General features: G+C 71.6%; 22 protein-coding genes and 1 pseudogene. 13 read left to right on the plus strand and 10 right to left on the minus strand.

What is annotated here, in order from left to right:
* Nucleotides 1-11: 11 nt before the first annotated feature.
* Together purH and ASG87_RS06885 are read left to right on the plus strand one after the other, a co-directional pair.
* Complete coding sequence (gene purH, locus ASG87_RS06880; protein WP_056002824.1) at nt 12-1,622, plus strand: bifunctional phosphoribosylaminoimidazolecarboxamide formyltransferase/IMP cyclohydrolase; 1,611 nt, start codon at nt 12-14, stop codon at nt 1,620-1,622.
* Between the two features lie 160 nt (nt 1,623-1,782).
* Nucleotides 1,783-2,493: a glutathione S-transferase gene (locus ASG87_RS06885; protein ID WP_056002827.1), complete on the plus strand. Its 711-nt coding sequence runs from the start codon at nt 1,783-1,785 to the stop codon at nt 2,491-2,493.
* 204 nt (nt 2,494-2,697) lie between these two features.
* Here ASG87_RS06885 and ASG87_RS06890 read toward each other — a convergent pair whose 3' ends face one another.
* Nucleotides 2,698-3,129 (minus strand): EamA family transporter, encoded by a 432-nt coding sequence (locus tag ASG87_RS06890; RefSeq protein ID WP_056002830.1) that lies wholly within the window; start codon nt 3,127-3,129, stop codon nt 2,698-2,700.
* Nucleotides 3,130-3,141: 12 nt separating this feature from the next.
* Nucleotides 3,142-3,585, minus strand: a complete 444-nt coding sequence (locus tag ASG87_RS06895; protein ID WP_056002833.1) for a DUF2782 domain-containing protein — start codon at nt 3,583-3,585, stop codon at nt 3,142-3,144.
* A 93-nt stretch (nt 3,586-3,678) separates the two neighbouring features.
* Here ASG87_RS06895 and polA point away from each other — a divergent pair, with 93 nt between their 5' ends.
* From polA to ASG87_RS06910, 3 genes are all read left to right on the plus strand, one after another.
* Nucleotides 3,679-6,426, plus strand: a complete 2,748-nt coding sequence (polA, locus tag ASG87_RS06900) for a DNA polymerase I (protein WP_056002837.1) — start codon at nt 3,679-3,681, stop codon at nt 6,424-6,426.
* Nucleotides 6,427-6,894: 468 nt separating this feature from the next.
* Entirely contained in the window at nt 6,895-7,113 is a 219-nt protein-coding gene (locus ASG87_RS06905) for a hypothetical protein (RefSeq protein ID WP_056002839.1), read from the plus strand.
* A 74-nt stretch (nt 7,114-7,187) separates the two neighbouring features.
* Nucleotides 7,188-9,572: a 3'-5' exonuclease gene (locus ASG87_RS06910; RefSeq protein WP_056003054.1), complete on the plus strand. Its 2,385-nt coding sequence runs from the start codon at nt 7,188-7,190 to the stop codon at nt 9,570-9,572.
* A 3-nt stretch (nt 9,573-9,575) separates the two neighbouring features.
* Here ASG87_RS06910 and ASG87_RS21175 read toward each other — a convergent pair.
* The 7 genes and pseudogenes from ASG87_RS21175 to ASG87_RS06940 form a co-directional block, all read right to left on the minus strand.
* On the minus strand, nt 9,576-9,639 hold a 64-nt coding region (locus ASG87_RS21175), incomplete at its 5' end, for a hypothetical protein (protein ID WP_268761801.1).
* Nucleotides 9,640-9,643: 4 nt separating this feature from the next.
* Nucleotides 9,644-10,586, minus strand: a pseudogene (locus ASG87_RS06915) (alpha/beta fold hydrolase); the annotation flags it as partial.
* Between the two features lie 103 nt (nt 10,587-10,689).
* A complete protein-coding gene (locus ASG87_RS06920) occupies nt 10,690-11,322 on the minus strand; it encodes an HAD family hydrolase (protein ID WP_200949022.1) in 633 nt (210 codons plus the stop codon).
* 69 nt (nt 11,323-11,391) lie between these two features.
* Nucleotides 11,392-12,648, minus strand: coding sequence for a heme biosynthesis HemY N-terminal domain-containing protein (locus ASG87_RS06925; RefSeq protein WP_056002848.1), 1,257 nt, complete (start codon nt 12,646-12,648; stop codon nt 11,392-11,394).
* On the minus strand, nt 12,645-13,805 hold the full coding sequence (locus tag ASG87_RS06930; protein ID WP_082582803.1) for a uroporphyrinogen-III C-methyltransferase: 1,161 nt from the start codon (nt 13,803-13,805) through the stop codon (nt 12,645-12,647). The genes ASG87_RS06925 and ASG87_RS06930 overlap by 4 nt, the downstream gene beginning before the upstream one ends.
* 220 nt (nt 13,806-14,025) lie before the next feature.
* A complete protein-coding gene (locus ASG87_RS06935) occupies nt 14,026-15,543 on the minus strand; it encodes an oligopeptide:H+ symporter (RefSeq protein ID WP_056002854.1) in 1,518 nt (505 codons plus the stop codon).
* 486 nt (nt 15,544-16,029) lie between these two features.
* Complete coding sequence (locus ASG87_RS06940; protein ID WP_082582804.1) at nt 16,030-16,869, minus strand: uroporphyrinogen-III synthase; 840 nt, start codon at nt 16,867-16,869, stop codon at nt 16,030-16,032.
* A gap of 76 nt (nt 16,870-16,945) precedes the next feature.
* Between ASG87_RS06940 and ASG87_RS06945 the strand changes: the two genes are divergently transcribed.
* The 3 genes from ASG87_RS06945 (at nt 16,946) to ASG87_RS06955 (ending at nt 18,417) form a co-directional block, all read left to right on the plus strand.
* On the plus strand, nt 16,946-17,416 hold the full coding sequence (locus ASG87_RS06945; RefSeq protein WP_056002857.1) for a YiiD C-terminal domain-containing protein: 471 nt from the start codon (nt 16,946-16,948) through the stop codon (nt 17,414-17,416).
* A gap of 52 nt (nt 17,417-17,468) precedes the next feature.
* A complete protein-coding gene (locus tag ASG87_RS06950; RefSeq protein ID WP_056003059.1) occupies nt 17,469-17,882 on the plus strand; it encodes a hypothetical protein in 414 nt (137 codons plus the stop codon).
* A gap of 91 nt (nt 17,883-17,973) precedes the next feature.
* Nucleotides 17,974-18,417 carry a rhodanese-like domain-containing protein gene (locus tag ASG87_RS06955; protein ID WP_056002860.1) on the plus strand — a complete coding sequence of 148 codons (444 nt, stop codon included), beginning with the start codon at nt 17,974-17,976 and terminating at the stop codon, nt 18,415-18,417.
* A gap of 287 nt (nt 18,418-18,704) precedes the next feature.
* Here ASG87_RS06955 and ASG87_RS06960 read toward each other — a convergent pair whose 3' ends face one another.
* On the minus strand, nt 18,705-19,760 hold the full coding sequence (locus tag ASG87_RS06960; protein WP_056003062.1) for a 2Fe-2S iron-sulfur cluster-binding protein: 1,056 nt from the start codon (nt 19,758-19,760) through the stop codon (nt 18,705-18,707).
* Between the two features lie 62 nt (nt 19,761-19,822).
* Between ASG87_RS06960 and ASG87_RS06965 the strand changes: the two genes are divergently transcribed.
* From ASG87_RS06965 to ASG87_RS06985, 5 genes are all read left to right on the plus strand, one after another.
* Nucleotides 19,823-20,263, plus strand: coding sequence for a hotdog fold thioesterase (locus tag ASG87_RS06965; RefSeq protein ID WP_056002862.1), 441 nt, complete (start codon nt 19,823-19,825; stop codon nt 20,261-20,263).
* Nucleotides 20,260-21,213: a serine/threonine protein kinase gene (locus ASG87_RS06970; RefSeq protein ID WP_056002865.1), complete on the plus strand. Its 954-nt coding sequence runs from the start codon at nt 20,260-20,262 to the stop codon at nt 21,211-21,213. Before ASG87_RS06965 ends, ASG87_RS06970 begins: the two co-directional genes overlap by 4 nt.
* A gap of 457 nt (nt 21,214-21,670) precedes the next feature.
* Nucleotides 21,671-22,105, plus strand: coding sequence for a hypothetical protein (locus tag ASG87_RS06975; RefSeq protein ID WP_056002868.1), 435 nt, complete (start codon nt 21,671-21,673; stop codon nt 22,103-22,105).
* Nucleotides 22,106-22,162: 57 nt separating this feature from the next.
* A complete protein-coding gene (locus ASG87_RS06980; protein WP_056002871.1) occupies nt 22,163-23,335 on the plus strand; it encodes a class I SAM-dependent rRNA methyltransferase in 1,173 nt (390 codons plus the stop codon).
* 104 nt (nt 23,336-23,439) lie between these two features.
* A complete protein-coding gene (locus ASG87_RS06985) occupies nt 23,440-24,531 on the plus strand; it encodes a DNA topoisomerase IB (RefSeq protein WP_056002874.1) in 1,092 nt (363 codons plus the stop codon).
* Nucleotides 24,532-24,574 lie beyond the last annotated feature (43 nt).

Here is a 24,574-nt window from a genome sequence, read left to right on the forward strand (position 1 = left end):
TGGAAGCCGTCATGCCCAGCCCTGCCGTCACCCCCGTCCGCCGCGCCCTGCTCAGCGTCTCCGACAAGACCGGCCTGGTCGATCTGGGGCGCCGGCTGGCCGCCGCCGGCGTGCAGTTGCTGTCCACCGGCGGCAGCGCGAAGGCGCTGCGCGAGGCCGGCATCGCGGTGCAGGACGTCAGCGAGCTGACCGGCTTCCCCGAGATCATGGACGGCCGCGTCAAGACCCTGCACCCGAAGGTGCACGGCGGCCTGCTCGGCCGGCGCGGCACCGACGACGCGGTGATGGCCGAGCTGGACATCCAGCCGATCGACCTGCTGGTGCTGAACCTGTACCCGTTCGAGGCCACCGTGGCCCGGCCCGGCTGCACGCTGGAGCAGGCCATCGAGAACATCGACATCGGCGGCCCGGCGATGCTGCGCTCGGCGGCGAAGAACTGGAACGACGTGGGCGTGCTCACCGATCCGGCGCAGTACGACGAGGCAATGGCCGAGATCGAGCGGCACGGCGGCCTCTCGCGCGCCACGCGTTTCAGGCTGTCGGTCGCCGCGTTCAACAACGTGGCGAACTACGACGGCGCGATCAGCGACTACCTGTCCGGCCTGGAACTCAACGAGGCGCACGACGCGGTCGCCGGCCATGCCGCCTTCCCCGGCCAGGCCAACGGCCGCTTCGTGAAGCTGATGGACCTGCGCTACGGCGAGAACCCGCACCAGCAGGCCGCGTTCTATCGCGACCTGTACCCGGCGCCGGGCACCCTGGCGACCTTCCGCCAGCTCCAGGGCAAGGAACTGTCGTTCAACAACATCGCCGACGCCGACGCCGCATGGGAATGCGTGCGCGGCTTCGCCAAGCCGGCCTGCGTGATCGTCAAGCACGCCAACCCCTGCGGCGTGGCGGTGAGCCTGGACGGCATCGGCAAGGCCTACGACCTCGCCTACCGGACCGACCCCACCTCCGCCTTCGGCGGCATCATCGCGTTCAACCGCGAAGTGGACGGCGCCACCGCGCAGGCGATCGTGGCGCGCCAGTTCGTCGAGGTGGTGCTGGCGCCGGGCTACGCCGACGAGGCGCTGAAAGCGTTCGCCAGGAAGGGCAACGTGCGCGTGCTGGAGATCCCGCTGCCGGCCGACGGCGACCTGATCGGCGCGCATCCCGGCAACCAGTCCAAGCGCGTGGGCTCGGGCCTGCTGATCCAGACCGCCGACACCGGCATGGTCAAGGCCGATGACCTGAAGATCGTGACGAAAGCGGCCCCCACGCCGCAGCAGATCGACGATCTCATCTTCGCGTGGAAGGTGGCGAAGTTCGTGAAGTCCAACGCCATCGTCTACGCCAGGGACCGCCAGACCATCGGCATCGGCGCCGGCCAGATGAGCCGCGTGTACAGCGCGAAGATCGCCGGCATCAAGGCGGCCGACGAGAAGCTGGAAGTGCGCGGCTCGGTGATGGCGTCCGACGCCTTCTTCCCGTTCCGCGACGGCATCGACGCGGCCGCGGCGGCCGGCATCGCCGCGGTGATCCAGCCGGGCGGCTCGATGCGCGACGCCGAGGTGATCGCCGCCGCCGACGAGCACGGCATGGCGATGGTGTTAACCGGGATGCGCCACTTCCGCCACTGATCGCCGTGCACCGGAGCGGCTCCGGCCGCGGCGCCCCGCCCTCTTGCGAAGGCCGGCGGCGTCGCGGCCCAAGTCGCCTCCGCCTGCGGGCCCCGGGCCATGCTCACGCCTCGTTGAGGTCGCGCGTCCCAGCATCGGAGTCTTCGATCCGGAGACTGCCATGCGCTACGAGCTGTACTACTGGACCGGCATCCAGGGCCGCGGCGAGTTCGTCCGGCTGGCGCTCGAGGACGCCGCCGCCGACTACGACGACGTGGCGCGCCAGCACGGCGACCAGGCCATGAACGGCTTCCTCGACGGCAGCCACGGCGGCGCGCTGCCGTTCGCCCCGCCGTTTCTCAAGGTCGGGCGCCTGGTCATCGCGCAGGTGGCGAACATCCTGCAGTACCTCGGCCCCAGGCTGGACCTCGTACCGGACAGCGAGGCGCGCCGGCTGTACGCGAACCAGTTGCAGCTCACCCTCGCCGACCTGGTCGCCGAGATCCACGACAGCCACCATCCGATCGCCTCCAGCCTGTACTACGAGGACCAGCGCGCGGAGGCGAAGCGCCGCGCCCGGCACCTGCGCAGCGAGCGCCTGCCCAAGTTCCTCGGCTATTTCGAGCAGGCGCTTGAACTGGGCGGCGGGCGCTGCGTGCTGCGCGAGCACTCCTACGTCGACCTGTCGCTGTTCCAGTTGATGGCCGGGCTCGACTACGCCTACCCCAACGCGATGCGGCGGCTGCGGCCGCGGCTGCCGCGCCTGTACGCGCTCGCGCAGCGGGTCGCCGAACGGCCGCGCATCGCGGCCTACCTCGCTTCGCCGCGCAGGCTCGCCTTCAACGAGGACGGCATTTTCCGCCACTACCCGGAACTGGACGACCCGGACTGAACAAGCTCATAGGGGCTCAAAGGGCTGTTCACGCTGTCCGCCGCTCCAACCGCCTCGCCGTCCTTCCTGCGAGGCGCTTTTTAACAGCCAAAGGGCTGGTCAAGCAGGAATCCAGTGACTTTATGCTCCAAAGCTCAACGACGCTGGATCCCGGCTTTCGCTGGGATGACGGGGGTGGCCGGAATGCCTGGATAGAGACGGAGATCAGAACAGCGCGATCACCACCGCCCCGGCCACGATCAGCGCGCCGCCGACCAGCAGCGGCAGGCTCGGCGTCTCGCCGAGGAACAGCAGGCCAAGCACGATCGCGATCGCCACGCTCAGCTTGTCGATCGGCGCGACCCGGCTCACCGGGCCCAGCTGCAGCGCGCGGTAGTAGCACAGCCACGACAGCCCGGTGGCGATCCCCGACAGCACCAGGAACAGCCAGCTGCCGGCCGGCAATCCGGACGGCTTCGCCCATTCGCCGCGCAGGCTGAGGATGCCGGCGGTGACGACGAGGATCACCAGCGTGCGGATGAAGGTGGCGAGGTTGGAATTGATCCCCGCCACGCCGAGCTTGCCGAACAGCGCGGTGAGCGCGGCGAAGAACGCCGAACCCAGGGCGAACAAAAGCCAGCTTTCGCGCAGGTTCATCGCGGCAGGGGATCAGCGCCCACCGTCGTCCGCCTCGGCCGGGCGGCTCTTGCCCCACTCCAGCACCTTGTACATCACCGTGCCCGGCGGCTTCTGGCCGTGCTCGTCGACCAGCCGGCCCTGCGGATCGACCATGTAGGTCTGCGGCACGCCTGCCTTGGGCGTGATCACCACCATGTAGACCTGCCCGTTGCGGCTGAACTCCTGCACGGTGTTGTCGCCTTCCTGGCGCACCTTTACCTCCGGCGGCGCCTCGCCGCGGGCGTCCCGCGGCACCGGCGCGCCGGCCTGGGGCGGCGCCTTCAGGTTCAGCTTTTCCGCGGGCGCGGATTTCGCCGGCGCCGACGCCTTCACGCCCGGGTCGTGCATGCCCGGCGGCGGCGGGGCGGAAGTTTGTGCGAACGCGGCCGGAACGGACAGCGCGCAGGCGACAACGAGCATCGCGACGGATTTCATGGCGGCAATCTCCGAAGGGGAGCCGAGCATAGCAGCGCCCCGCTCCCGCGGCGGGTGAACGCCCGCCTGCGCCGCGCATGCGAGAATGCCCGCATGGCCCAGCTCATCCTCATCGACGGTTCGTCCTATCTCTATCGCGCCTTCCACGCCCTGCCGCCGCTGAGCAACGCCCAGGGCGAGCCCACCGGCGCGCTGTTCGGCGTGGTCAACATGCTGCGCTCCACGCTGAAGGCGAAGCCGGACTACCTGGCCTTCGTCTGCGACGCGCCCGGGCCGACCTTCCGCAACGCCCTGTACGACCAGTACAAGGCGCACCGCCCGCCGATGCCGGACGACCTGCGCGCGCAGGTCGAGCCGATGATGGCGATCGTCGGCGCGCTCGGCTTCCCGATCCTGTGCGAACCCGGCGTGGAGGCCGACGACGTGATCGGCACGCTGGCGCGCCAGGCCCAGGCGCAGGGCATCGACGTGGTGATCTCCACCGGCGACAAGGACCTCGCGCAACTGGTCGGCCCGCACGTGACCCTGGTCAACACGATGACCAGCAGCACGCTGGACGTCGCCGGCGTCACCGAGAAGTTCGGCGTGCCGCCGGAACGCATCGTCGATTTCCTGAGCCTCACCGGCGACAGCGTGGACAACGTGCCCGGCGTGCCCAAGTGCGGGCCCAAGACCGCGGCGAAATGGCTTGCCGAGTACGGCTCGCTCGACGGTGTGATCGCCAACGCCGACAAGGTCGGCGGCAAGATCGGCGAGGCGCTGCGCGCGGCGCTGCCGGCGCTGCCGCTGTCGCGCGAGCTGGTAACGATCAAGACCGACGTGCCGCTGCAACTGTCCGCCACCGACCTCACCCTGCGCGAACGCGACACCGATGCCCTGCGCGCGCTGTTCACCCGCTACGAATTCAAGGCCGCGCTGAAGGACCTGGACGCGGGGGCCGCGCCGGCGCCCGAGGCGGGCGGCGTGATCGTCGAGGTCGCCGCCGCCGTCGTCCTGCCCGACCGGCCCGCGGCGCCGGACGAATCGCTCGCGCGCCCCGGCGACTACGAGCTGGTCACCACGCCGGAACGGTTCGCCGCCTGGCTGCGGAAGCTGCGCGAGGCCGAGCTGATCGCGTTCGACACCGAGACCACCAGCATCGACGCGATGCAGGCCGACATCGTCGGCGTCAGCTTCGCGGTGGAGCCCGGCAAGGCCTGCTACATCCCGCTGGGCCACGACTACCCGGGCGCGCCGAAGCAGCTCGACCGCGACGAGGTGCTGCGCGCGCTCAAGCCGGTCTTCGAGGACCCGGCCAAGGGCAAGCTGGGCCAGCACGCCAAGTACGACATCAACATCCTGTCGCACTACGGCATCGCGGTGCGCGGCCTGCGCCACGACTCCATGCTCGAATCCTACGTGTGGAACGCCACCGCGACCCGCCACGACATGGACTCGCTGGCGCGCAAATACCTCGGCTACGAAACGGTGAAGTACGAACAGGTGGCCGGCAAGGGCGCCAAGCAGATCCCGTTCTCGCAGGTGGACCTGGACACCGCCTGCCGCTACGCCGCCGAGGACGCCGACGTCACCCTGCGCCTGCACCATGCGCTGTGGCCCCTGCTGGAAAGCGTGCCGACGCTGCGCGCGGTCTACGAGTCGATCGAGATTCCGCTGGTGCCGGTGCTCGCGGCGATGGAGCAGTGCGGCGTGCTGATCGACACCGGCCAGTTGCGCCTGCAGAGCCAGCAGCTCGGCAAGCGCATGCTGGAACTGCAGCAGCAGGCCCGGGGCCTGGCCGGGCGCGAGTTCAACCTCGACTCGCCCAAGCAGTTGCAGGCGATCCTGTTCGACGAGCTGGGACTGACGGCCCGGCTGAAGACGCCGACCGGCCAGCCCTCGACCAACGAGGAGGCGCTGGAGGCGATCGCCGACGAGCACGAGCTGCCGCGGCTGATCCTCGACTACCGGGGCCTGGCCAAGCTGCGCTCCACCTACACCGACAAGCTGGCCGGCATCGTCAACCCGCGCACCGGCCGCGTGCATACCAGCTACCACCAGGGCGCGGTGGCGACCGGGCGGATTTCCTCGTCCGACCCGAACCTGCAGAACATCCCGGTGCGCACCGAGGAGGGCCGGCGCATCCGCCAGGCGTTCATCGCGCCGCCGGGCTGGAAGGTGCTGGCGGCGGACTACTCGCAGATCGAGCTGCGCATCATGGCGCACCTGTCCGGCGACGAGGGCCTGCTGCGCGCCTTCCGCGAAGGCGGCGACGTGCACCGCGCCACCGCCGCCGAGGTGTTCGGCCTGAAGCCCGACGAGGTGACGCCCAACCAGCGCCGCGCCGCCAAGGCGATCAACTTCGGCCTGATGTACGGCATGAGCGCGTTCGGGCTGGCCCGCCAGCTCGGCGTGGACCGCGGCGAGGCCGGCGACTACATGGCGCGCTACTTCTCGCGCTATCCCGGCGTGCGCGCCTTCATGGACGCCACCCGCGAGCAGGCGCACCGCGACGGCTACGTGGAAACGATCTTCGGCCGCCGGCTGTACCTGGAGAACCTCAACTCGCGCAACCAGGCCCATCGCGCCGGGGCCGAGCGCGCCGCGGTCAACGCGCCGATGCAGGGCAGCGCCGCCGACATCATCAAGCGCGCGATGATCGCCGTGGCCGCCTGGATCGATGGGCGCGACGACGTGCGCATGCTGATGCAGGTGCACGACGAACTGGTGTTCGAGGTGCGCGAGGACGCCGTGGAGGCGGTGCGCGCCGCGGTGGTCGAGCGCATGTCCGGCGCCGCCGCACTGTCGGTGCCCCTGCTGGTCGAGGCCGGCGTGGGCGCCAACTGGGACGAGGCGCATTGAGCCCAACGAGGGGAGGGGCGGACTGCACCATGCCGCCCCATCCCCACCGGACCGCCAGCCATCCGCCCCGCCGTCATTCCGGCGAAAGCCGGAATCCGGTGCCTTCCCCCTCGACGCAAGGACTCCATTCAGACGGCCATCGCGAAAAACCGGCCGCATCTCCATGCGCCCACCCCGAATTCCGTTGAATTTTCGTCAAATGAATCCGCGCTAAACATTTTCGCCGCACCCGCTGCAACTTTTCCGCAGCCGCGCGTTCGAAGTATCCGGATGCACGCAACGGCATCCACGGATCCGCACACCTCCCTGTACGGATCGCCATGGCGACGGACCTCTCCCCTGGGTTTCGCCGCTACCCGGCCCCGAAGGCTCCCCCCTAGCCTTCGGGGCTTTTTTTTACCTTCCGTCTCCACGTTTTCTGCACGGAACCGTCGCCTATCCTGCACCGACACACCACGGGAGGCATCCATGCGCGCAGGACTCATCATCGCCGGCATCATCCTGCTGATCGCAGGCATCTGGGTCACCCTGGGCAACGGCAGCTACAAGAAGACCGACACCGTCGCCCAGCTCGGCCCCGCCAAGATCGAGGCGACCCACGAGAAAGCCGTGCCGCAGTGGCTGGGCATCGCGGGCATCGTGCTGGGCGGACTGCTTGCGGTGGGCGGTTTCGTCAAGAAAAGCTGACCGGCGGCCCGCACGAGCGACGAAAACCGCCGCCTTGCGCGGCGGTTTTCGTCGGCGCCGCTACAATGGCGCGGATGGATGTCTCCCACCTGATCGATTCGCTCAACGACGCGCAGCGCGAAGCCGTCTGCGCCCCGCCCGGCCACTACCTGGTGCTGGCCGGCGCCGGCTCCGGCAAGACCCGCGTGCTGACCCACCGCATCGGCTGGCTCACCCAGGTCGAGCGCGTGCCGCCGCGGGCCATCCTCGCCGTCACCTTCACCAACAAGGCCGCCGGCGAGATGCGCGCGCGGCTGGAGGCGCTGATCCCCGGCGGCACCCAGGGGCTCACCGTGGGCACCTTCCACGGCATCGCCCACCGGCTGCTGCGCCGGCACTGGCGCGAGGCCGGCCTCACCGAAGGCTTCCAGATCCTCGACGCCGACGACCAGCAGCGCCAGATCAAGCGCGTGGTCGCCGGACTCGGGCTGGACGACGCGAGGTTCCCGCCGCGCCAGGCGATGTGGCAGATCAACAGTTGGAAGGACGAGGGCAAGCGCCCGCGCGACATCGAACACCGCGACCACCCGGTCACGCGCACCTTCGTGCAGATCTACCAGGCCTACGAGGAGGCCTGCCAGCGCGCCGGCCTGGTCGATTTCGCCGAGCTGCTGCTGCGCGCGCACGAGCTGTGGCTGAAGAACCCAGCCGTGCTGGAGCACTACCAGCAGCGCTGGCGCCACCTGCTGATCGACGAGTTCCAGGACACCAATACGCTGCAGTACGCGTGGGTGCGCGTCCTGTCGGGCGCGCACCTGGGAATCGGGAATCGGGAATCGGGAATCGGAGAAGCGGATGCCGCGCTTTCGGCTGCTGCTCTCCCCATTCCCCATTCCCCATTCCCGATTCCCGCGAAAACCGGACAGGTTTTCGCCGTCGGCGACGACGACCAGTCGATCTACGGCTGGCGCGGCGCGCGGGTGGAGAACATGCAGCAGTTCCTGCGCGACTTCCCCGGCGCGCGCACGATCAAGCTGGAGCAGAACTACCGCTCCACCTCCACCATCCTCAACGCCGCCAACAGCGTGATCGCGCGCAACGGCGGCCGCCTGGGCAAGCAGTTGTGGACCGCCGGCGGCGAGGGCGAGCGCATCGCGCTGTACGCCGCCTACAACGAGCAGGACGAGGCACGCTTCGTGGTCGAGCGCATCCGCGAGTACATCGCCGAGCACGGGCAGGCGAAGGACTGCGCGATCCTGTACCGCTCCAACGCGCAGTCGCGCAACTTCGAGGAACAACTGATCCAGCGCGACATCCCGTACCGCGTCTACGGCGGCCTGCGCTTCTTCGAGCGCGCCGAGATCAAGGACGCGCTGGCCTACCTGCGCCTCACCGCCAACCGCCACGACGACGCCGCCTTCGAGCGCGCGGTGAACACCCCGCCGCGCGGCATCGGCGACCGCACCCTGGACGCGCTGCGCCGCCGGGCGCGCGGCGAGAACACCTCGCTGTGGGAAGCCGCGCTGGGCGAACTCTCCGGCGGCAGCGAACTCGCCGGGCGCGCGAAGAATGCGGTCAAGGCGTTCCTCGCGCTGGTCGACCAGATGGCGCAGACTTTTGCGGGATTCGGGATTGGGGATTCGGGATTCGTCAAAGCAGGAACCGTGACGGCGCCGGATGCAGTTGCTCTTGCAAATCCCGAACCCCCAATCCCGAATCCCGTCCTCACCCTCGCCGAACAAGTCGAACACGCAATCACCCGCACCGGCCTGCGCGACCACTACGAGAAGGACAGCCGCGGCAACGGCGAGGCGCGAGTGGAGAACCTGGACGAGCTGGTCAACGTCGCCAGCCGCTTCGAGCTGACGCCCGACGACGTCGAGGCCGGCCTCGGCGAACTGCCCGCCTTCCTATCCCACGCCGCGCTGGAAGCCGGCGAGGGCCAGGGCGAGGCGTGGGACGACTGCGTGCAGCTCATGACGCTGCACTCGGCCAAGGGGCTGGAGTTTCCGCTGGTGTTCCTGGTCGGCATGGAGGAAGGGCTGTTTCCCAGCCAGCGCTCGGTCGAGGACGAAGGCCGGCTGGAAGAGGAGCGCCGGCTCGCCTACGTCGGCATCACCCGCGCGCGCGAGCGGCTGGTGGTGACCCATGCCGAATCGCGCCGCATGCACGGCACCGAGATGCTGGCGCGGCCGTCGCGCTTCCTCGCCGAGATGCCGGCCGAGCTGATCGACGAGGTGCGCCCGCGCGTGCAGGTGACCCGGCCGCTGTACGCCGGCGCCGGCCGCCTCGCCGCAGCCGCCTCGCTGGAGGAACCGCTGCCGGTGAAGCTGGGCCAGCGCGTCAGCCACCCCAGCTTCGGCGAGGGCGTGGTGATCAGCGCCGAAGGCAGCGGCGCGCATACGCGGCTGCAGGTAAACTTCGCCGACGCCGGCAGCAAGTGGCTGGTGGCGGCCTACGCCAACCTCACGCCGCTGTAGCGCTCAGCCGCGGGCGGCGAGCCGCTTCAGCACCCGCGCCACCGCATCGGCCACGGCCTGCGGCTGGNNNNCGATGTCGTGCGTGGTGTCGGCCACCTTGCGCAGCTCGCCGCGGGTCGAGGTCGCCACGATGCTCCGCTGGGTGGCGTCGCGCGCCGCCTCCAGGGGTTTGCGCACGTCCGCGGGGGCATCGGCATACGTCCCGGCGGCCTGCAGCACCACCAGCGGCATGTCGCCATGCGCCTCGCCCTTCGGCACCGGCTGCGCGAACACGCGCACGTTCTGCGCCAGTTCCGAGCGCACGGTGTGCCAGAACGCCGGGCGCAGCATGCGCGCATGGCCGGCCACGGCCACGGCCGCGCTCTGCCACGGCGCCGGCCCGTCGATGCACGATGCCAGCGCCGGCGACGGTTTGGCCAGCTCGCCGCGTTCGGCGCCTCGCTCGCAGCCTGCGATGAATGCGTCGCGCTGTCCGTTCAACGTCGCGTCGTCCTTCATCCATTGCGCCGGCATGAAACGGCCCAGGCCCTGCGCCGGTGGATCGACCAGCACCATCCCGGCGACATCGCCCGGATGCTCGTCCGCATAGCGCCGCACGATGTTGCTGCCCAGCGAATGGCCCACCAGCACCAGCGGCGTATGCAGGCCGGCCGCGCGGATCAGCGCGTGCAGGTCGGATACGTCGGCGTCGAGCCCGCGCGGCAGCGGCCCCTCGGCGCTGAAGCCGTAGCCCGCGCGGTCGTAGGAGCAGACGCGCGCCTGCGCCGCCAGCATCGGCTGTACCCGGAACCAGCTCGCCGAATCGGCCTGCGAACCGGATTCCAGCAGCACCGTCGCCGGTCCCTTGCCGCTACAGCGCAGATCGAGGCTGCGCCCCTGGCCGATGGCGACCATCCGGCCCGGCCCGGCATAGCTGTCCGGCGTCTTCGCCGGCACCGGCGAGGCAGCGGCTGCCGTGGCAGCCAGCAGGGCGGTGCAGGCCATGCCCAGGCATCCAGAACGCGCATGTCCCATACGTCTCTCCGGTTCGGGTCGAGCCTGGGACCGGCGCACCGGAGGGAAAGTTCACGGTTCGGGGGGGCGTGCTGCCGGCCGGACCGCCCCGCTCCCGCCGCGGCTACGCCAGCGCGTCGCGCAGTTGCGCCAGCCGGCGGATCACCGGCACGCCCTCGGGAATGCGCGGGTCGACCGCGTCGGGCTGGAACGCGAACACCCGCATCCCCGCGGCCAGCCCGGCCCGGATGCCCGGCAGGCTGTCCTCGACCACGGCGCAGCGCCCGGGCGGCACGCCCAGCCGCGCCGCGGCGTGCAGGAAGATGTCCGGGTCGGGCTTCCATGCGCCGATCTCGTAGCAACTGAAGATGCGCCCCTCGAAGAACGCGAGCAGGCCGGTGAGCGACAGGCTCAGCTCGATCTTCTCGCGCGGCCCGCTGGAGGCGACGCATTTCGGCAGCGCCAGGCCCTGCACCAGTTCCATCGCGCCGTCGACCGGCCGCAGCCTTTCGCGGAAGATCGCGGCGGTGCGCCGGCGCAGCTCGATGGCGAAATGCGCCGGAAGCTTCCTGCCGAGCGCCGCCTCGATCTCGCGCAGGCACGCGGCGAGTTCCAGCCCGCGGAACCGCTCCATCGCCTCCCGGCCGGTCAGGGGAAATCCGTGCGCGGACAGCGCCTCGGCGAATACCTCGTTGCTCAGCGACTCGCTGTCGACGAGCGTGCCGTCGCAATCGAAGATCACGGCATCCAGGCTCACCGGGACTTCCCCGCGCCAGGCCGGTGGAACGGAGGGCATGCCATCGGCGGCCTCAGGCTGCCGGGACGTTCACTCGCGCAACCGCGGCACGCCATGTTCGTCGCGCTCCTCCACCGCGATCGGGCGCGTATCCAGCCGGGTCGGGCGCAGGCCGGCCGGCAGCGGCTCGACCGCGTCGCCGCGCGCGAACGCCAGCGCATTGCGGTAGCAGCGCTGCGCGAGGACGGCGTCGCCCTGCCCCGCATAGGCATCGCCCAGCGCCTCCCACACGCCCGCGCCCGGCTGCAGCGCCAGCGCGCGGTCCAGGTATTGCTGCGCCTTGCCCCACAGCTTCTGCCGCACGCACATGCGGCCCAGCGCGAGCAGCAGGCCGGCGTCGTTCGGGTGCGCGTCGAGCCAGCCTTCGGCGCGGCGCAGGCGCGCGTCGAGATCCTCGTTGCCGAGCGCGCCCCAGGTCTCCACCAGCAGCGGCGACCACTCGCGGCGCAGCGCGGATTCGAGTTCGTCCATGGCCGGCAGCACCAGGCCGAAGCCGGCCGCGCGCCGGGCGTAGGCGTCGATCACCGCCGGCAGCCGGCGCTGGCTCTTGGGCAGTTGCGACCACAACGTGTTCAGTGCCTCGCCGTCCGCCGCGTTGCGGATCGAGGCGACCAGCACGGCAGCCTCCAGCTCCGCGTAGCCGCGACTGCCGAGCGCACCGCTCTTCTGCAGCGGCTCCAGCGCCGTGCGCGCGCGGCGGTAGTCGCCGGCGGCGAGCGCGGCCAGCGCAAGCTCGCGCCAGCCGCCGGGGGTGAGGCTGCCGCTGTCGGCCTCCGGCGCCAGCAGGGCCAGCACCTCGGCCGGCTTGCCGTCGCGGCGCAGCACGCGGGCACGCAGCACGCGGGCTGCGCGCGGCGCCGACTGGCCGGCCTCGGCCAGCGCCTCCAGCGCGCGGCCGTGCTCGCCCCGGCGCGACGCGGCCTCGGCGGCCGCGAGCAGCGCCGGGCCGCGCAGCGCCTCGAAGCGCGAGGCGCGCTGCAGGTCGCGCTCGGCGTCGCCGTGGCGTCCTTCCATCAGCGCGACCAGGCCCTCGCCCAGCCGCTGCTGGCTGACCCGCCGGTGCCGGCGCGAGATCGCGCCGAACGGCCAGCGCGCCAGCCGCCACAGCAAGGTGATGAGCGCCCACGCCAGCAGCAGGATGACCAGCGCGGCGACCACCGTGGTTTCCGCCCGCCAGCCGCGCAGGCGCACCAGCACGTAGCCGGGATCGTCCGCCACCCAGTGCCAGCCGAACGCGGCCACCGCGGCGACCGCGATCAGCAGCAGGATCCAGCGCCACAACCTCACGGCTTCGCCTCCGCGTGCGCGGCGCTGGAACTGGCCGCCGGTGCGGCGGACGGGCCGTTGGCCGCGCCGGCGCCCGGCGCCTCGGCCGGCTTCAGGGCGTGCACCGCACGCAGGTTGCGCAGTTCGGCCAGCGCAGCGCCGAGCTGCACCGGCGCGGCCGGCTTCAGGTTGGCGAGCAGGGCGGCCAGTTCGCCGCGCGCCTGCCGCACCGAGGCGTCGGCGGCATCGAACTGGCCGGCCAGGTCGGCATCCGCCCGCCGCAGCGCCGCCTGCGCGGCCTCGCTGTCGTAGGCGAGCAGCGCGGCCTGCGCCTGCGCCAGGTCGAGCGCGGCAAGCTCGCGCGCGAAGCGCGCATCGGCGACCGCCAGCGGCGCGCCGTTGTCGCGCTGCACGCTGACCACGCCGGCCAGCGCGCGGCGGATGCGCGACCACGCGTCGTCCGCCGGCGCGGCGGCGGTGGCGTCGAGCGGCTTCAGCGGCAGCTGGGCCAGCCCGTCGCGCAGGCGGCCCAGGGTCGCCAACTGCGCGTCGCGGGTCTGCGGCTGGCTGCGCGCCAGCGCCTCGCGCTCGGCCTGGATGCTCTGGCGCAGGCCGGAGAACGCGCCGTCGTTGACCGCGGCCAGGCTCTGGTCGGCCAGCGCGTACGCGGCGGCCGCGCCTTCGGCATCGTGGAACAGCAGGTAGCGCTGGCCGGCCATGCGCAGCAGCGATTCGGTCTCGTCCAGCAGCATGGTGTCGTGGCCGGACAGGCTCTTCTCCGACAGCTTGGTCACCGCATCCTCGATGTTGCGCAGGCGCTCGGCCTGGCCGAGCAGTTCCTCGCGCAGCGAGCGGTTGACCTGGTCGGCATCGGCCAGCCGCTGGCGCAGCGAGCTGCGTTCGCTGCCGAGCGTGTCGAGCGTGCCTTCCAGCGTGCCGACACGGGCCTGCAGCGCGGCGACGGCGCGGCTGTCGTCGGCGCTGCCCTGTTCCTGCCGCCACTGGCGCCAGCCGACGTAGGCGCTGCCGCCGACGGCGATCAGGGCCAGCACCACGGCCAGCGCGAGGCTGCCGCCGCGGCGCGGCGCGGGCGCGCGCACCGGCGCGGGCGCAGGGCGGGGAGCGGGAACCGCCGCGGACGGCGCGGCGTGGTCGGAGGCAGGCGTGTCTTGGCTCATGCGCGCCATGCTAGCAGCCCGCGTCGCGGCGCCGCCTCAAGCTTTTGTGAACGGTCCGGCACGCCACGCGACGGCCGGCGGACAGCACCGGCGGCGCCTGCGCGATGCGGGCGAAACCGGCGCACCGTGGCAGGGCCGGCGCGGGCACGGCCTCCGACGCGATCCATCTCCTCGCGCCATCCCCGCGGCCGCCACGACAGGCGCTCCCGCGAAAGAGCCTTCACCTGACTCCATGCATCAACCGGTTGATCAGCGGCGATACGAGCAGCAGCACGCTCCCCGTACCCAGCAACAGCCAGAACCCGAAGCCGAAGCCGGACAAGGCCGAAGCCGCCGTCATGCCGTGCTCGCCGCTGATGCGGGAGGCCAGCAGGCCGGACAGGTTGCCGCCCGCCGCCGTGGACAGGAACCAGCCGCCCATCGCCAGCCCGACCAGCCGCGGCGGCGCCAGCTTGGTCACCATCGACAGCCCGATCGGCGACAGGCACAGCTCGCCCACCGTCTGCAAGGCGTAGCAGGCGGCCAGCGGCCAGAACGGGATCAGGCCGCGGCTCCCCAGCAGGTGCGCCAGCGCATACGTCAGCACCAGGAAACCCAGCCCGTTGAAGACCAGCCCCAACCCGGACTTGAACGGGATCGAGGGCTCGGCCCGGCGCCTGCCGAGCCACCCCCAGGCCACGCTGACCGCGGGCGCCAGCACGATGATGGTGAGCGGGCTGATCGACTGGAACCAGCTCACCGGGAACTCCCAGCCGAACATCCTGCGGTCCACCAGATTTTGCGCCAGGAAGTTGAAGGAACTTCCGAGCTGGTAATAGAACATCCAGAACAGCACGTTGAAGCCGAAGACGATCAGCATCGCCCATACGCGGTGCAACTGGATGCGGCCGTGCGACAGCGCCTCGCGCACCAGCAGCGCGGACACCGCCACCGCGAGCGCCCCGATCAGCCACTGCAACGCGACCGTCCCCATCCGCGACAGCAGCAGGTACACCAGCGGTATCGACGCCAGGGCCCCGGCCAGCACCAGCCAGGCGCGCGAACGGGCCGCCTGGCCGGGCAGCGGTCGCCCTACCTCGCCCAGCTGGCGGCGCCCGAACCAGAACCACAGGAAGCTGAGCACCATGCCGATGCCGGCGGCCACGAACACCAGCCGATAGTTCTGTTCGAGCGGCGTGGCCGTGAACGTGGAGGCCAGCCAGCCGGTCAGCAGCGGCGCGGCCAGCGCGCCGGCATTGATGCCCATGTAGAACAGCGTGAAGCCGCGGTCGCGGCGCGGGTCGTCTCGGCCGTAGAGCCGGCCCACCATCGAGGAGATGTTCGGCTTGAACAGGCCGTTGCCGACGACCACCATCGACAATCCGCCCATGAAGGCCGGTTTGCTCGGTATCGTCAGCACGAACAATCCCGCCGCCATCACCAGGGCTCCGATCAGGATCGCGCGCTGGCAGCCGATCATCCTGTCGGCCACGTAGCCGCCGAAAATGCCGGTGCTGAAGATCAACGCCGTATAGGTGCCGAAGATCGCGCCGGCCCAGCCCTGGCCGGCCGCATCGCCGTGGTAGAACTGCGCCACGGCATACAGCGCGATGGCCCAGCTCACGCTGTAGAAGGCGAAGCGCTCCCAGAACTCGGTCATGAACAGCATCCACAGCGGACGCGGATGGCCGAGCCACTGCGGATAGACCGGCTCCGCCGCCGGCACGATGTCGATGGGCTGGCTCACGGACTCCCCCATGGTTGACGAATTGGCGCGCAACGCGCCGGCGACGGGATGCGAGTGCGTGGACGGCCGGCCGTCGTCGATACGCACCGACCGGCGGGCCACTGGCCGAAACCGCCGCGATCGACCGACGGACCGTCCGCGGGACGATGGCCGCATCGGTCGGGACAGGCACGCCGCTCATTCGGACAGACCTTCCGGCCGCGGCGATCCCGACCGTGCGGCATCCCCGTGCCGCCAGCCTGGCGCCTGGCATCGGAACCCGGCATTCATCGTGGCCCGCGCGCTCTGGCGATGTCTTGTCGTATGCCAGCGCGATCCGTGCCGAGTTCCGCACAAATCCGGGCGGGCAGCACCCGCCCGGATCGCGTCCACGGTCGCCCCGAGGCTGCTCCGGCAGCCGCTCGAATCCGGGCAAAGCCGCAACGGGCCGGGCAAGGCCCAGGCATCCCACTGCCGCGCCGGAACGCTACCTACGGATGGATCGACATGCGGCGCGCCTCAAGCCTTCGCGGACGGCCCGGCACGCCGCGCGGCGGCCGCCAGCAGGTCGGCGGACAACGCCGACGAAGCCAGCACGATGCGGGCGAAACCGGCCGCTCCGACCGCCGCCGCCAGCCGCTCGCTGCTCACGACGGCGGTGGCCGCGCACAAGTGCCTCCACGCCGGCGCGGGCAACCGCTGCCGCAGGCATTGCAGCGCCTCGGCGCTGGACAGCAGCACGCGGGCGCTGGCCGGCAGCCGCATCAGCGCCTGCGTGTGCCGGCGATCCAGCCGCGGCGCGGTGCGGCGGTATACATGCACTTCGCGCAGCCGCGCGCCGCGCGCCGCCAGTTGCCGGCGCAGCACGCCGCGGCCGCCGTCGGCACCGACCAGGGCCACGCGGCGGCCGTGCAACTGCGCGAACGCCGGCAGTTCGAGCACGCCTTCGCTATCCTGCCGCTGACGCGGCGCCTGCGCTTGCAGGCCGTGCCGCTGCAAGGCGCGCGCGGTGCCCTGGCCGACCGCGAAGACGTCGGCGGACGTGCGCAGTTCGCAGAGCGCGGCGGCGAAGCGCACCGCCGCGGGACTGGTGAACAGCAGCAACTCGGCGTCCAGCGCATCGCGCAACGCCGCGCGCGCGGCTGCCGGATCGTCCGCCGCGCGCAGGGCCAGCCCGGGCAAGAGCAGCGGCACGCCGCCGTGCCGGCGCACCTGGCGCGCCAGCGCGGCCGCGGTGCCGGCGGGCCGGGTGATCACCACGACGCGGCCGCGCAGGCCCTCCCGGGCTGCGTTCTCCCGGGCTGCATTCTCCCGGGCTGCGGTGACTGGCTTGTCGGCGCCTGCGCGTTCGGGCTTCATGCGGCGCAGTGTAGCCGTCGCATCTGCCCGTTGCCCTACACTCTGCGGCCCGATGCCTGCCGGATCCTCGCTTCCCGTGACCACCACCGCCCCGCATGCCCAGGCCCTGGCGCTGGCCGATTTCATCCGCCGCGAAATCCCGCTGGCGCGCGCAATGGACCTGCGGCTGGAGCACTACGACGGCGATCGGCTCGGCCTCGCCCTGCCGCTGGCGCCCAACGTCAACGACAAGGGTTGCGCCTTCGGCGGCAGCCTGGTCAGTGCGATGACCCTGGCCGGCTGGGCACTGGTGGAGCTGGCCCTGCGCCAGCGCGGCGAGGACTGCGACGTGTTCGTCGCCGAATCCGGCGTGCGCTACCTGCAACCGGTGTGGAACGACTTCCTGGCCGAGGCACGGCTGGCCGACGGTGCCGGCTGGGCGACGTTCTTCGACACCTTGGCGGCGCGCGGCAAGGCGCGCATCGAGGTCGCCTGCGAGGTGCCCGGCACCGACGGCAAGCCCGCGGCCGTGCTGGAGGCGCGCTTCGTCGCCAAGCGCCGGGGCTGATGCCGGCGGCCGCTTGCGGCAGAATGGGGGCTTCTCGATGGGGGACCACCGCATGCGACGCCTGCCGCTATTGCTCACCCTGCTCGCCGCCGTGCTGCTCGGCGGCTGCGCCTCCGACCAGCGCAACCAGGCGCTGATCCACACGCTCAACGCCTACGCCAACACGCTGCGCTGGGGCGATTTCTCCACCGCGCTGCAGTTCGTCGATCCGAAGGAGCGTGCGGCGCATCCGCCCAGCGCGCTGGACATGGAGCGCTACAAGCAGCTCAAGGTGAGCGACTACAACGACGACGCCGGCCCCCAGCCCAGCGGCGAGAACGAGGTGCGCCAGGTGGTGCAGATCAACCTGGTGAACCTGCACACCCAGTCCGAGCGCAGCGTGATCGATCGCCAGGTGTGGCGCTACGACCCTGAGAAGAACCGCTGGTGGCTGATGTCCGGCCTGCCGGACATCACCGGCGAATAGCCCGCGCCGCCGCCCCCGCTTTGCGCGCGCCCGGCCGGTGCCGGATAATCCGTCGTTTGCGCGGATGCCCCGCGCCGGCGGACCCTTGGCGATGAACGACTTCCTGCATCAGCTGCCCACCTTCCTGGGCAACCATTTCGCGCTGGCCGCGCTGTTCGTGATCCTGCTGGTCGCGCTGGTGGCGATGGAGGCCACCCGCCTGCTGCGCAAGTTCAAGGAACTGACCCCGGCCGGGCTGACCCTGCTGATCAACCGCGAGAACCCGCTGCTGGTGGACCTGTCCGCCCGCGCCGACTTCGAGAAGGCGCACGTGCCGGGCGCGCGCCATGTGCTGATGAGCCAGTTCGACCCGGAGCACAAGGACCTCGCCAAGGCGAAGGAACTGCCGGTGGTGGTGATGGACAAGGACGGCCGCGGCGCCGACAAGGCCGCGCAGCGGCTGGTCAAGGCCGGCTTCGCCAAGGTCTACACGCTCGGCGGCGGCGTGATGGCGTGGCAGCAGGCGCAGTTGCCGGTGGCCAAGGGCAACAAGTAGGCGACTCGCCGGAGGCATGGCCCTGGGCCACCTCGCCCTGGCCCTCGGACATACGGTATCCGGCGCGGCGTGCCGCGACGCCTCCCGATACTGGCTCGTACCCGTCATTCCGGCCCATATCGGTCACCCCGGCTCATGCTCGTCATCCTGGCGGCTTTCAACGACCGCAGGGCCGGTCAGGCCGGAGGCGCTTTTCAACAGCCGAAGGGCTGGTCATCCAGCGACTTGGCATTCCAGCCATGCACCGCGAATCGCGGCGTTCCGGCCCGCCTCAGGCGGACGGACAGCTAGCGCACGTGCCTGATCCCCGCCCGCGCGGCGAGGATCTGCGCCAGCACGTCGGGCGCGTACTCGAACGAGTCGTAGTACAGCCGCTCCTCCGGCAGGCCCGCGCCGAGGAAACGCTGGCGGCCGGCGTCGATCATCGCCGGCGGCCCGCTCATGTAGAGATCCCAGGCCGACAGGTCGGGATGGTCCTGCAGCACCGCCTCGTGCACCAGCCCGCGGCGCACGCCCGCGGCGGCCCCCGGCTCCGACACCACGGCATGGAACCGCAGGTTCGGCACGTCGCGCGTCCAACCCTCGGCCAGGGTGCGCAGGTACAGCTCCGTTTCGCTGCGCGCGCCCCAGTACACCTGCATCGGGCGGCGCGTGCCCAGCCCGATGAAATGCTCGACGATCGCCTTGATCGGCGCGAAACCGGTGCCGCCGGCCATGAAGATCATCGGCCGCTCGGAATCCTCGCGCGGCACGAAGGTGCCCAGCGGGCCCTCGATGCGCAGGCGGTCGCCGATACGCAGGCGGTCGCTGACCCACGAGGTGAAGCCGCCGCCGGCGACGTGCCGCACGTGCAGCTCGATCGCGCCGTCGGGCTGCGGGCCGTTGGCGATCGAGAAGGGGCGGCGCTTGCCGCCTTCCAGCAGGATGTCCAGGTACTGGCCCGGCAGCCGCTTGAGCGCCGGCTCGCCGTCGTGCGGCAGCAGGCGCAGGCCGACCACGTCGGGCGCAAGCCGCCACTTGTCGGCCACCCGCACCTCGAGCTGGCGCCGCACGATGTCTTCCACCGAAGGCACCTCGCGCGCCTGCAGCAGCAGGTCGGTGGTCGGCACGGCCTGGCACAGCAGCACCGCGTGGTGCGCCAGTTCGCCCGCATCCAGGGCCACCGGCGGGTTGAACGGATACTCGCAGCGGCCTTCCAGCAGGGTCGCCTTGCAACTGCCGCACACGCCCGCCCGGCAGGAATACGGCAGCGCCACGCCGGCGCGCTGCGCCGCTTCCAGCACGGTTTCGCCGGGGGCCGCTTGGAAACGGTGGCCGGACGGTTTGAGGGTAACGGTATGCACCTGCACATTGTCGCGGCGACGGGAGCGGACAACAATGTGGGCTCGACGCAAAGGAATCAACGATGAGCCTGTGGAAGCAGCCTACCGACCTGGCCCGCCTCAACGGCTGGAGCGCGAACACCATGATGGAGGCGCTCGGCATCCGCATCACCGCGGTCGGCGACGACTGGCTGCAGGGCACCATGCCGGTGGACCGGCGCACGCACCAGCCCTACGGCCTGCTGCACGGCGGCGCCTCGGTGGCGCTGGCCGAGACGCTGGGCAGCACCGCCGCCATGCTCACGCTCGATCCGGCACAGGAGCTGGCGGTGGGCCTGGACATCAACGCCAACCACGTCCGCGGCGTGCGCGCGGGCACGGTGACCGGCACCGCGCGGATGCTGCACATCGGCCGCACCACCCAGGTGTGGGAAATCCGCATCGAGAACGAGGAAGGCGCGCTGGTGTGCATCTCGCGCCTCACCATGGCGGTGGTGCCGGCGCGCGTGGTCGGCCCGCGTTGAGCAGCGATACGCCCTACGCCAGCCTGGCCCCCGACCTGATCCTCGATGCCGTGGCGGCCTGCGGGCTGTGGCCGGACGGCCGCCTGCTCGCGCTGAACAGCTACGAGAACCGGGTCTGGCAGGTGGGCCTGGAAGACGGCGCGCCGGTGATCGCCAAGTTCTATCGCCCGGGCCGCTGGAGCGACGCGGCGATCCTGGAGGAACACGCCTTCGCGCGGGAACTGGCCGACGCCGAGCTGCCGGTGGTCGCGCCGCTGGCCTTCGGCGGCCGCACCCTGCTGGCGCACCGGGGCTACCGCTACGCGCTCTCGCCCCGCCGCGGCGGCCGCGCGCCCTCGCTGGAATCGGCCGAGCAACTGGCGTGGCTGGGCCGGCTGATCGCGCGGATGCACGGCGTGGGCGCCCGCACCGCGTTCGCGCACCGCGGCCGGCTGGACCGCGCCACGATGGTCGGACAGCCGATGCAGGCGGTGCTCGCATCGAGCCTGCTGCCCGCTGCGCTGCATGCGCACTACCGCGCCGCGGCGCAGCGGCTTGACGCGGCGATCGCCGCCCGCGAGGCGGCGCTGGGACCGCTGCGCCAGTTGCGCCTGCATGGCGACTGCCATCCCGGCAACGTGCTGTGGACCGACCACGGCCCGCATTTCGTCGACCTCGACGACGCACGCATGGGGCCGGCGGTGCAGGACCTGTGGATGCTCGCGACCGACGACGCGGCGATGGACGCGCTGCTGGAGGGCTACACCTCGATGCGCGACTTCGACCACGCCGAGCTGGCGCTGGTCCCCGCGCTGCGCGCGATGCGCCAGTTGCACCACGCCGGCTGGATCGCCGCGCGCTGGCACGATCCGGCCTTTCCCGCCGCGTTCCCGTTCGCCGCCGAGGCGCGCTGGTGGGAACAGCACATCGCCGACCTGCACGAGCTGGCTGCGGAACTCGGCGCGGACTGAACCGTACCGGCTGTCCAGGAGCCTGCCTGCAATCCCCAGGCATTCCCACGCGGGGCGTCGCCGTCGCCCCGGCGGCTTTCAACGGCCGCGGGGCCGGTCAAGCCGGGATCCAGCGTCGTTGCGTTTTCGAACGCCCACTTTCGCAGGCATGACGGGAAGGCGGCCGGATCGACAGACAGACCGCAAACAAGGCACCGAGGCAATCCCGGCACGTCTTCGGGCGAGTGTCGAATGGACGTCTATCCATCCACGCCCATCGCCCCCGGCCAGCGACGGGAGAACGCACCCCCGGCAGAACCTCTGCAACTAACGGACGACCGCCCTGCGGTGCGGCGGCACGCGGCCTGCTTCCCGGCGACCGGCCCTGCGCATGCCCTGTCCAGCCCACCCGCCGGCAGCGCGGGGTATTCGGAGACCCCGCCCGGGCTTAAGCTTGCCGCTTTGCCCGGAGTGACGCGTGCGCAGCTTCCTGTTCCGCCTGATCGGCATCCTCGAAATCGCCGGCGGCCTGTACGGCACGGGCGCCATGCTGCGCCGGCTGCTGCCGCTGGGCTCGACCTACGACACGCTGCACGCGCTGGTCGGCCTGCTGCTGTTCGGCTTCGTGCTGGTGGCCGGCGTGCTGCTGGTGGAAGGCAGCGAGCGCGGCGTCGCGCTGTCGCGCTGGGCGCAGTTGCTGCAGTTGCCGCTGATCGCCACGCCCGTCTTCAGCTTCGCCCTGCATTGCGGCGCCTACCTCAACCTCGTCACCACCGCCCACCTGGCCCGGCCCTGGCTGGACTGGAGCTTCGGCAGCCAGGGCTTCGGCCTGGCCATCGCCGGCCCGGCGGTGTCGCGCTTCGGCATCAACCTGCTGGCGCTGCTGTCCTGGCTGGTGCTGCGGCTGCGCTGACCTCGCCCGCACTTGCCGCGGCGCGGGAAACCGCCGCGCAGCAGCTATCATGTGCGGATGACCACGCCCCAACAGCTCCCCGCGATCCGCCTGAAATCCGACCGCGCCCCAGGCCACCCCTGGGTCTGGTCGGCGCAGGTGCACAAGCCCGAAGCGCGGCTGCCGCCGGGCAGCGTGGTGGAGGTGCAGGACGCCAAGGGCCGCTTCGTCGGCCGCGGCTTCTGGAACGGCCACGCGCGCATCGCCCTGCGCCTGCTCAGCGCCGACCCGGCCGAAACCATCGACGCCGGCTGGATCGCGCGCCGGATCGGCCGCGCCGTGCAACTGCGCCGCGAACTGCTGCAACTCGACCGCGCCAGCGACGCGTGGCGGGTGGTGCACAGCGAGGGCGACGGCCTGTCCGGCCTGGTGGTGGACCGCTACGCCGACATCCTGGTGGTCGAGTACTTCGCCGCCGGCATGTGGAAATTCCGCGAGGCGATCCACGACGCGCTGCAGGCGCACTTCCCCGGCGCGCGGCTGTACTGGTTCGCCGAATCGCACGTGCAGAAGCAGGAATCGTTCGACTGCCGCAGCGCCGAGGTGCCGGCGGCGGTCGAGGTGCACGAGCACGGCCTGCGCTTCCACGCGGCGCCCGGCTGCGGCCACAAGACCGGTTTCTTCGCCGACCAGCGCGACAACCGCCGCCGCTTCGCCGAACTGGCCCGGGACCGCCGCGTGCTGGACCTGTGCTGCAACGCCGGCGGCTTCGCCGTGCACGCGATGGCGGCCGGCGCGCGCTCGGCCACCGGCGTCGACATGGACGCCGGCATCCTCGGCATCGCCCGCGCCAACGCCGACGCCAACGGCGTCGCGGTGGACTTCCAGCAGGCCGACATCTTCGACTGGGTGCGCGCAGCCGCCGCGCGCGGCGAGACCTATGACGCGGTCGTGCTCGACCCGGCCAAGCTCACCCGCGACCGCAACAAGGTGTTCGACGCGCTGAAGAAGTACTTCGCGATGAACCGCATGGCGCTGGACGTGATCCCGCGCGGCGGCCTGCTGCTGACCTGCTCGTGCACCGGCCTGGTGAGCGAGGCCGACTTCCTGGAGATGCTGCGCCGGGTGGCGCTCAACGCCGGCCGCGAGATCCAGATCCTCGACGTGCGCGGCGCCGGCGCCGACCATCCCGTGCGCGCCGACGTGCCGGAAAGCCGCTACCTGAAGGCGTTGTTCTGCCGGGTGGACTGAAGCGGCGGCCCGCCCGCGGCGCCGGCGTCGCGCGGCCCTTCCCCCGGCATGCGGCGTCGGCGTACACGCCGCCTTGATCGCCGATCGCCAGACTCGGCCGGCATATGCCCGCGCAGCCACCCGACAAGCCCCCCGCGCCGGAACCGTCCACGCCGGAGCAACGGCGCACGGCACGCGCCGCTGGGCTGGTCTATGTCAGCGATGCCCGGCCGGGCATCCGGCGGCTCGCCTGCGGCAAGGGCTTCAGCTACCGCGACACCCGCGGCCGGCGCATCGCCGATCGCGACGAGCTGGCGCGCATCCGTGCGCTGGCGATCCCGCCGGCCTATACGCAGGTATGGATCTGCCCCGATCCGCGCGGCCACCTGCAGGCCACCGGCCGCGACGCGCGGATGCGCAAGCAGTACCGCTACCACCCGCGCTGGCGCAGCGTGCGCGACCACGGCAAGTTCGACCGGCTGCTGGCGTTCGGCGCGGCGCTGCCGTCCCTGCGGCGACGCGTCCGGCGCGACCTCGCGCTGCCCGGCCTGCCGCGCGCGAAGGTGCTGGCGCTGGTCGTCCGGCTGCTCGACGACACCCTGATCCGCATCGGCAACGAGGGCTATGCCCGCGACAACGGCAGCTACGGCCTCACCACGCTGCGCTCGCGTCACGTGCGCGCCGAACGCGGCCGGCTGCGCTTCGCCTTCCGCGGCAAGAGCGGCCAGGAGCGCGAGGTGGCGCTGGACGACCGGCGCCTCGCGCGGATCGTGCGCCGCGTGCAGCAACTGCCCGGCCAGCGGCTGTTCCAGTACGTCGACGACGACGGGCGGCGGCAGCCGGTCGATTCGGGCCAGGTCAACGACTACCTGCGCGATGCCTGCGGCAGCGACTTCAGCGCCAAGGACTTCCGCACCTGGGGCGGCACCGTGCAGGCCGCCCGCGTATTGGCCCGCACGCCCCTGCCCGAAGGCGGCGAGCGGGCCGTGCGCAACGCCCTCGCCGCGGCGGTGAAAGAGGTCGCCGCCCTGCTCGGCAACACGCCCGCGGTGTGCCGCGCCTCGTACATCCACCCGCAGGTCATTGCCGGCTGGACGGACGGCAGCCTGCGGCGCGCCATTCCCGCCACCGCCGCCGCCCATCCGCGCCAGTCGGAACAACGCACCCTGCGCTTCCTGCGCCGGCGCCTGCGCGCCGCGCCCGGTCGCAGCGATTGATACGCCAACGCGTAAACTGGCCGGCATCGCCCTGCGGAACCTG

Source organism: Frateuria sp. Soil773, from assembly GCF_001428405.1.
Classification (GTDB): domain Bacteria; phylum Pseudomonadota; class Gammaproteobacteria; order Xanthomonadales; family Rhodanobacteraceae; genus LMSL01.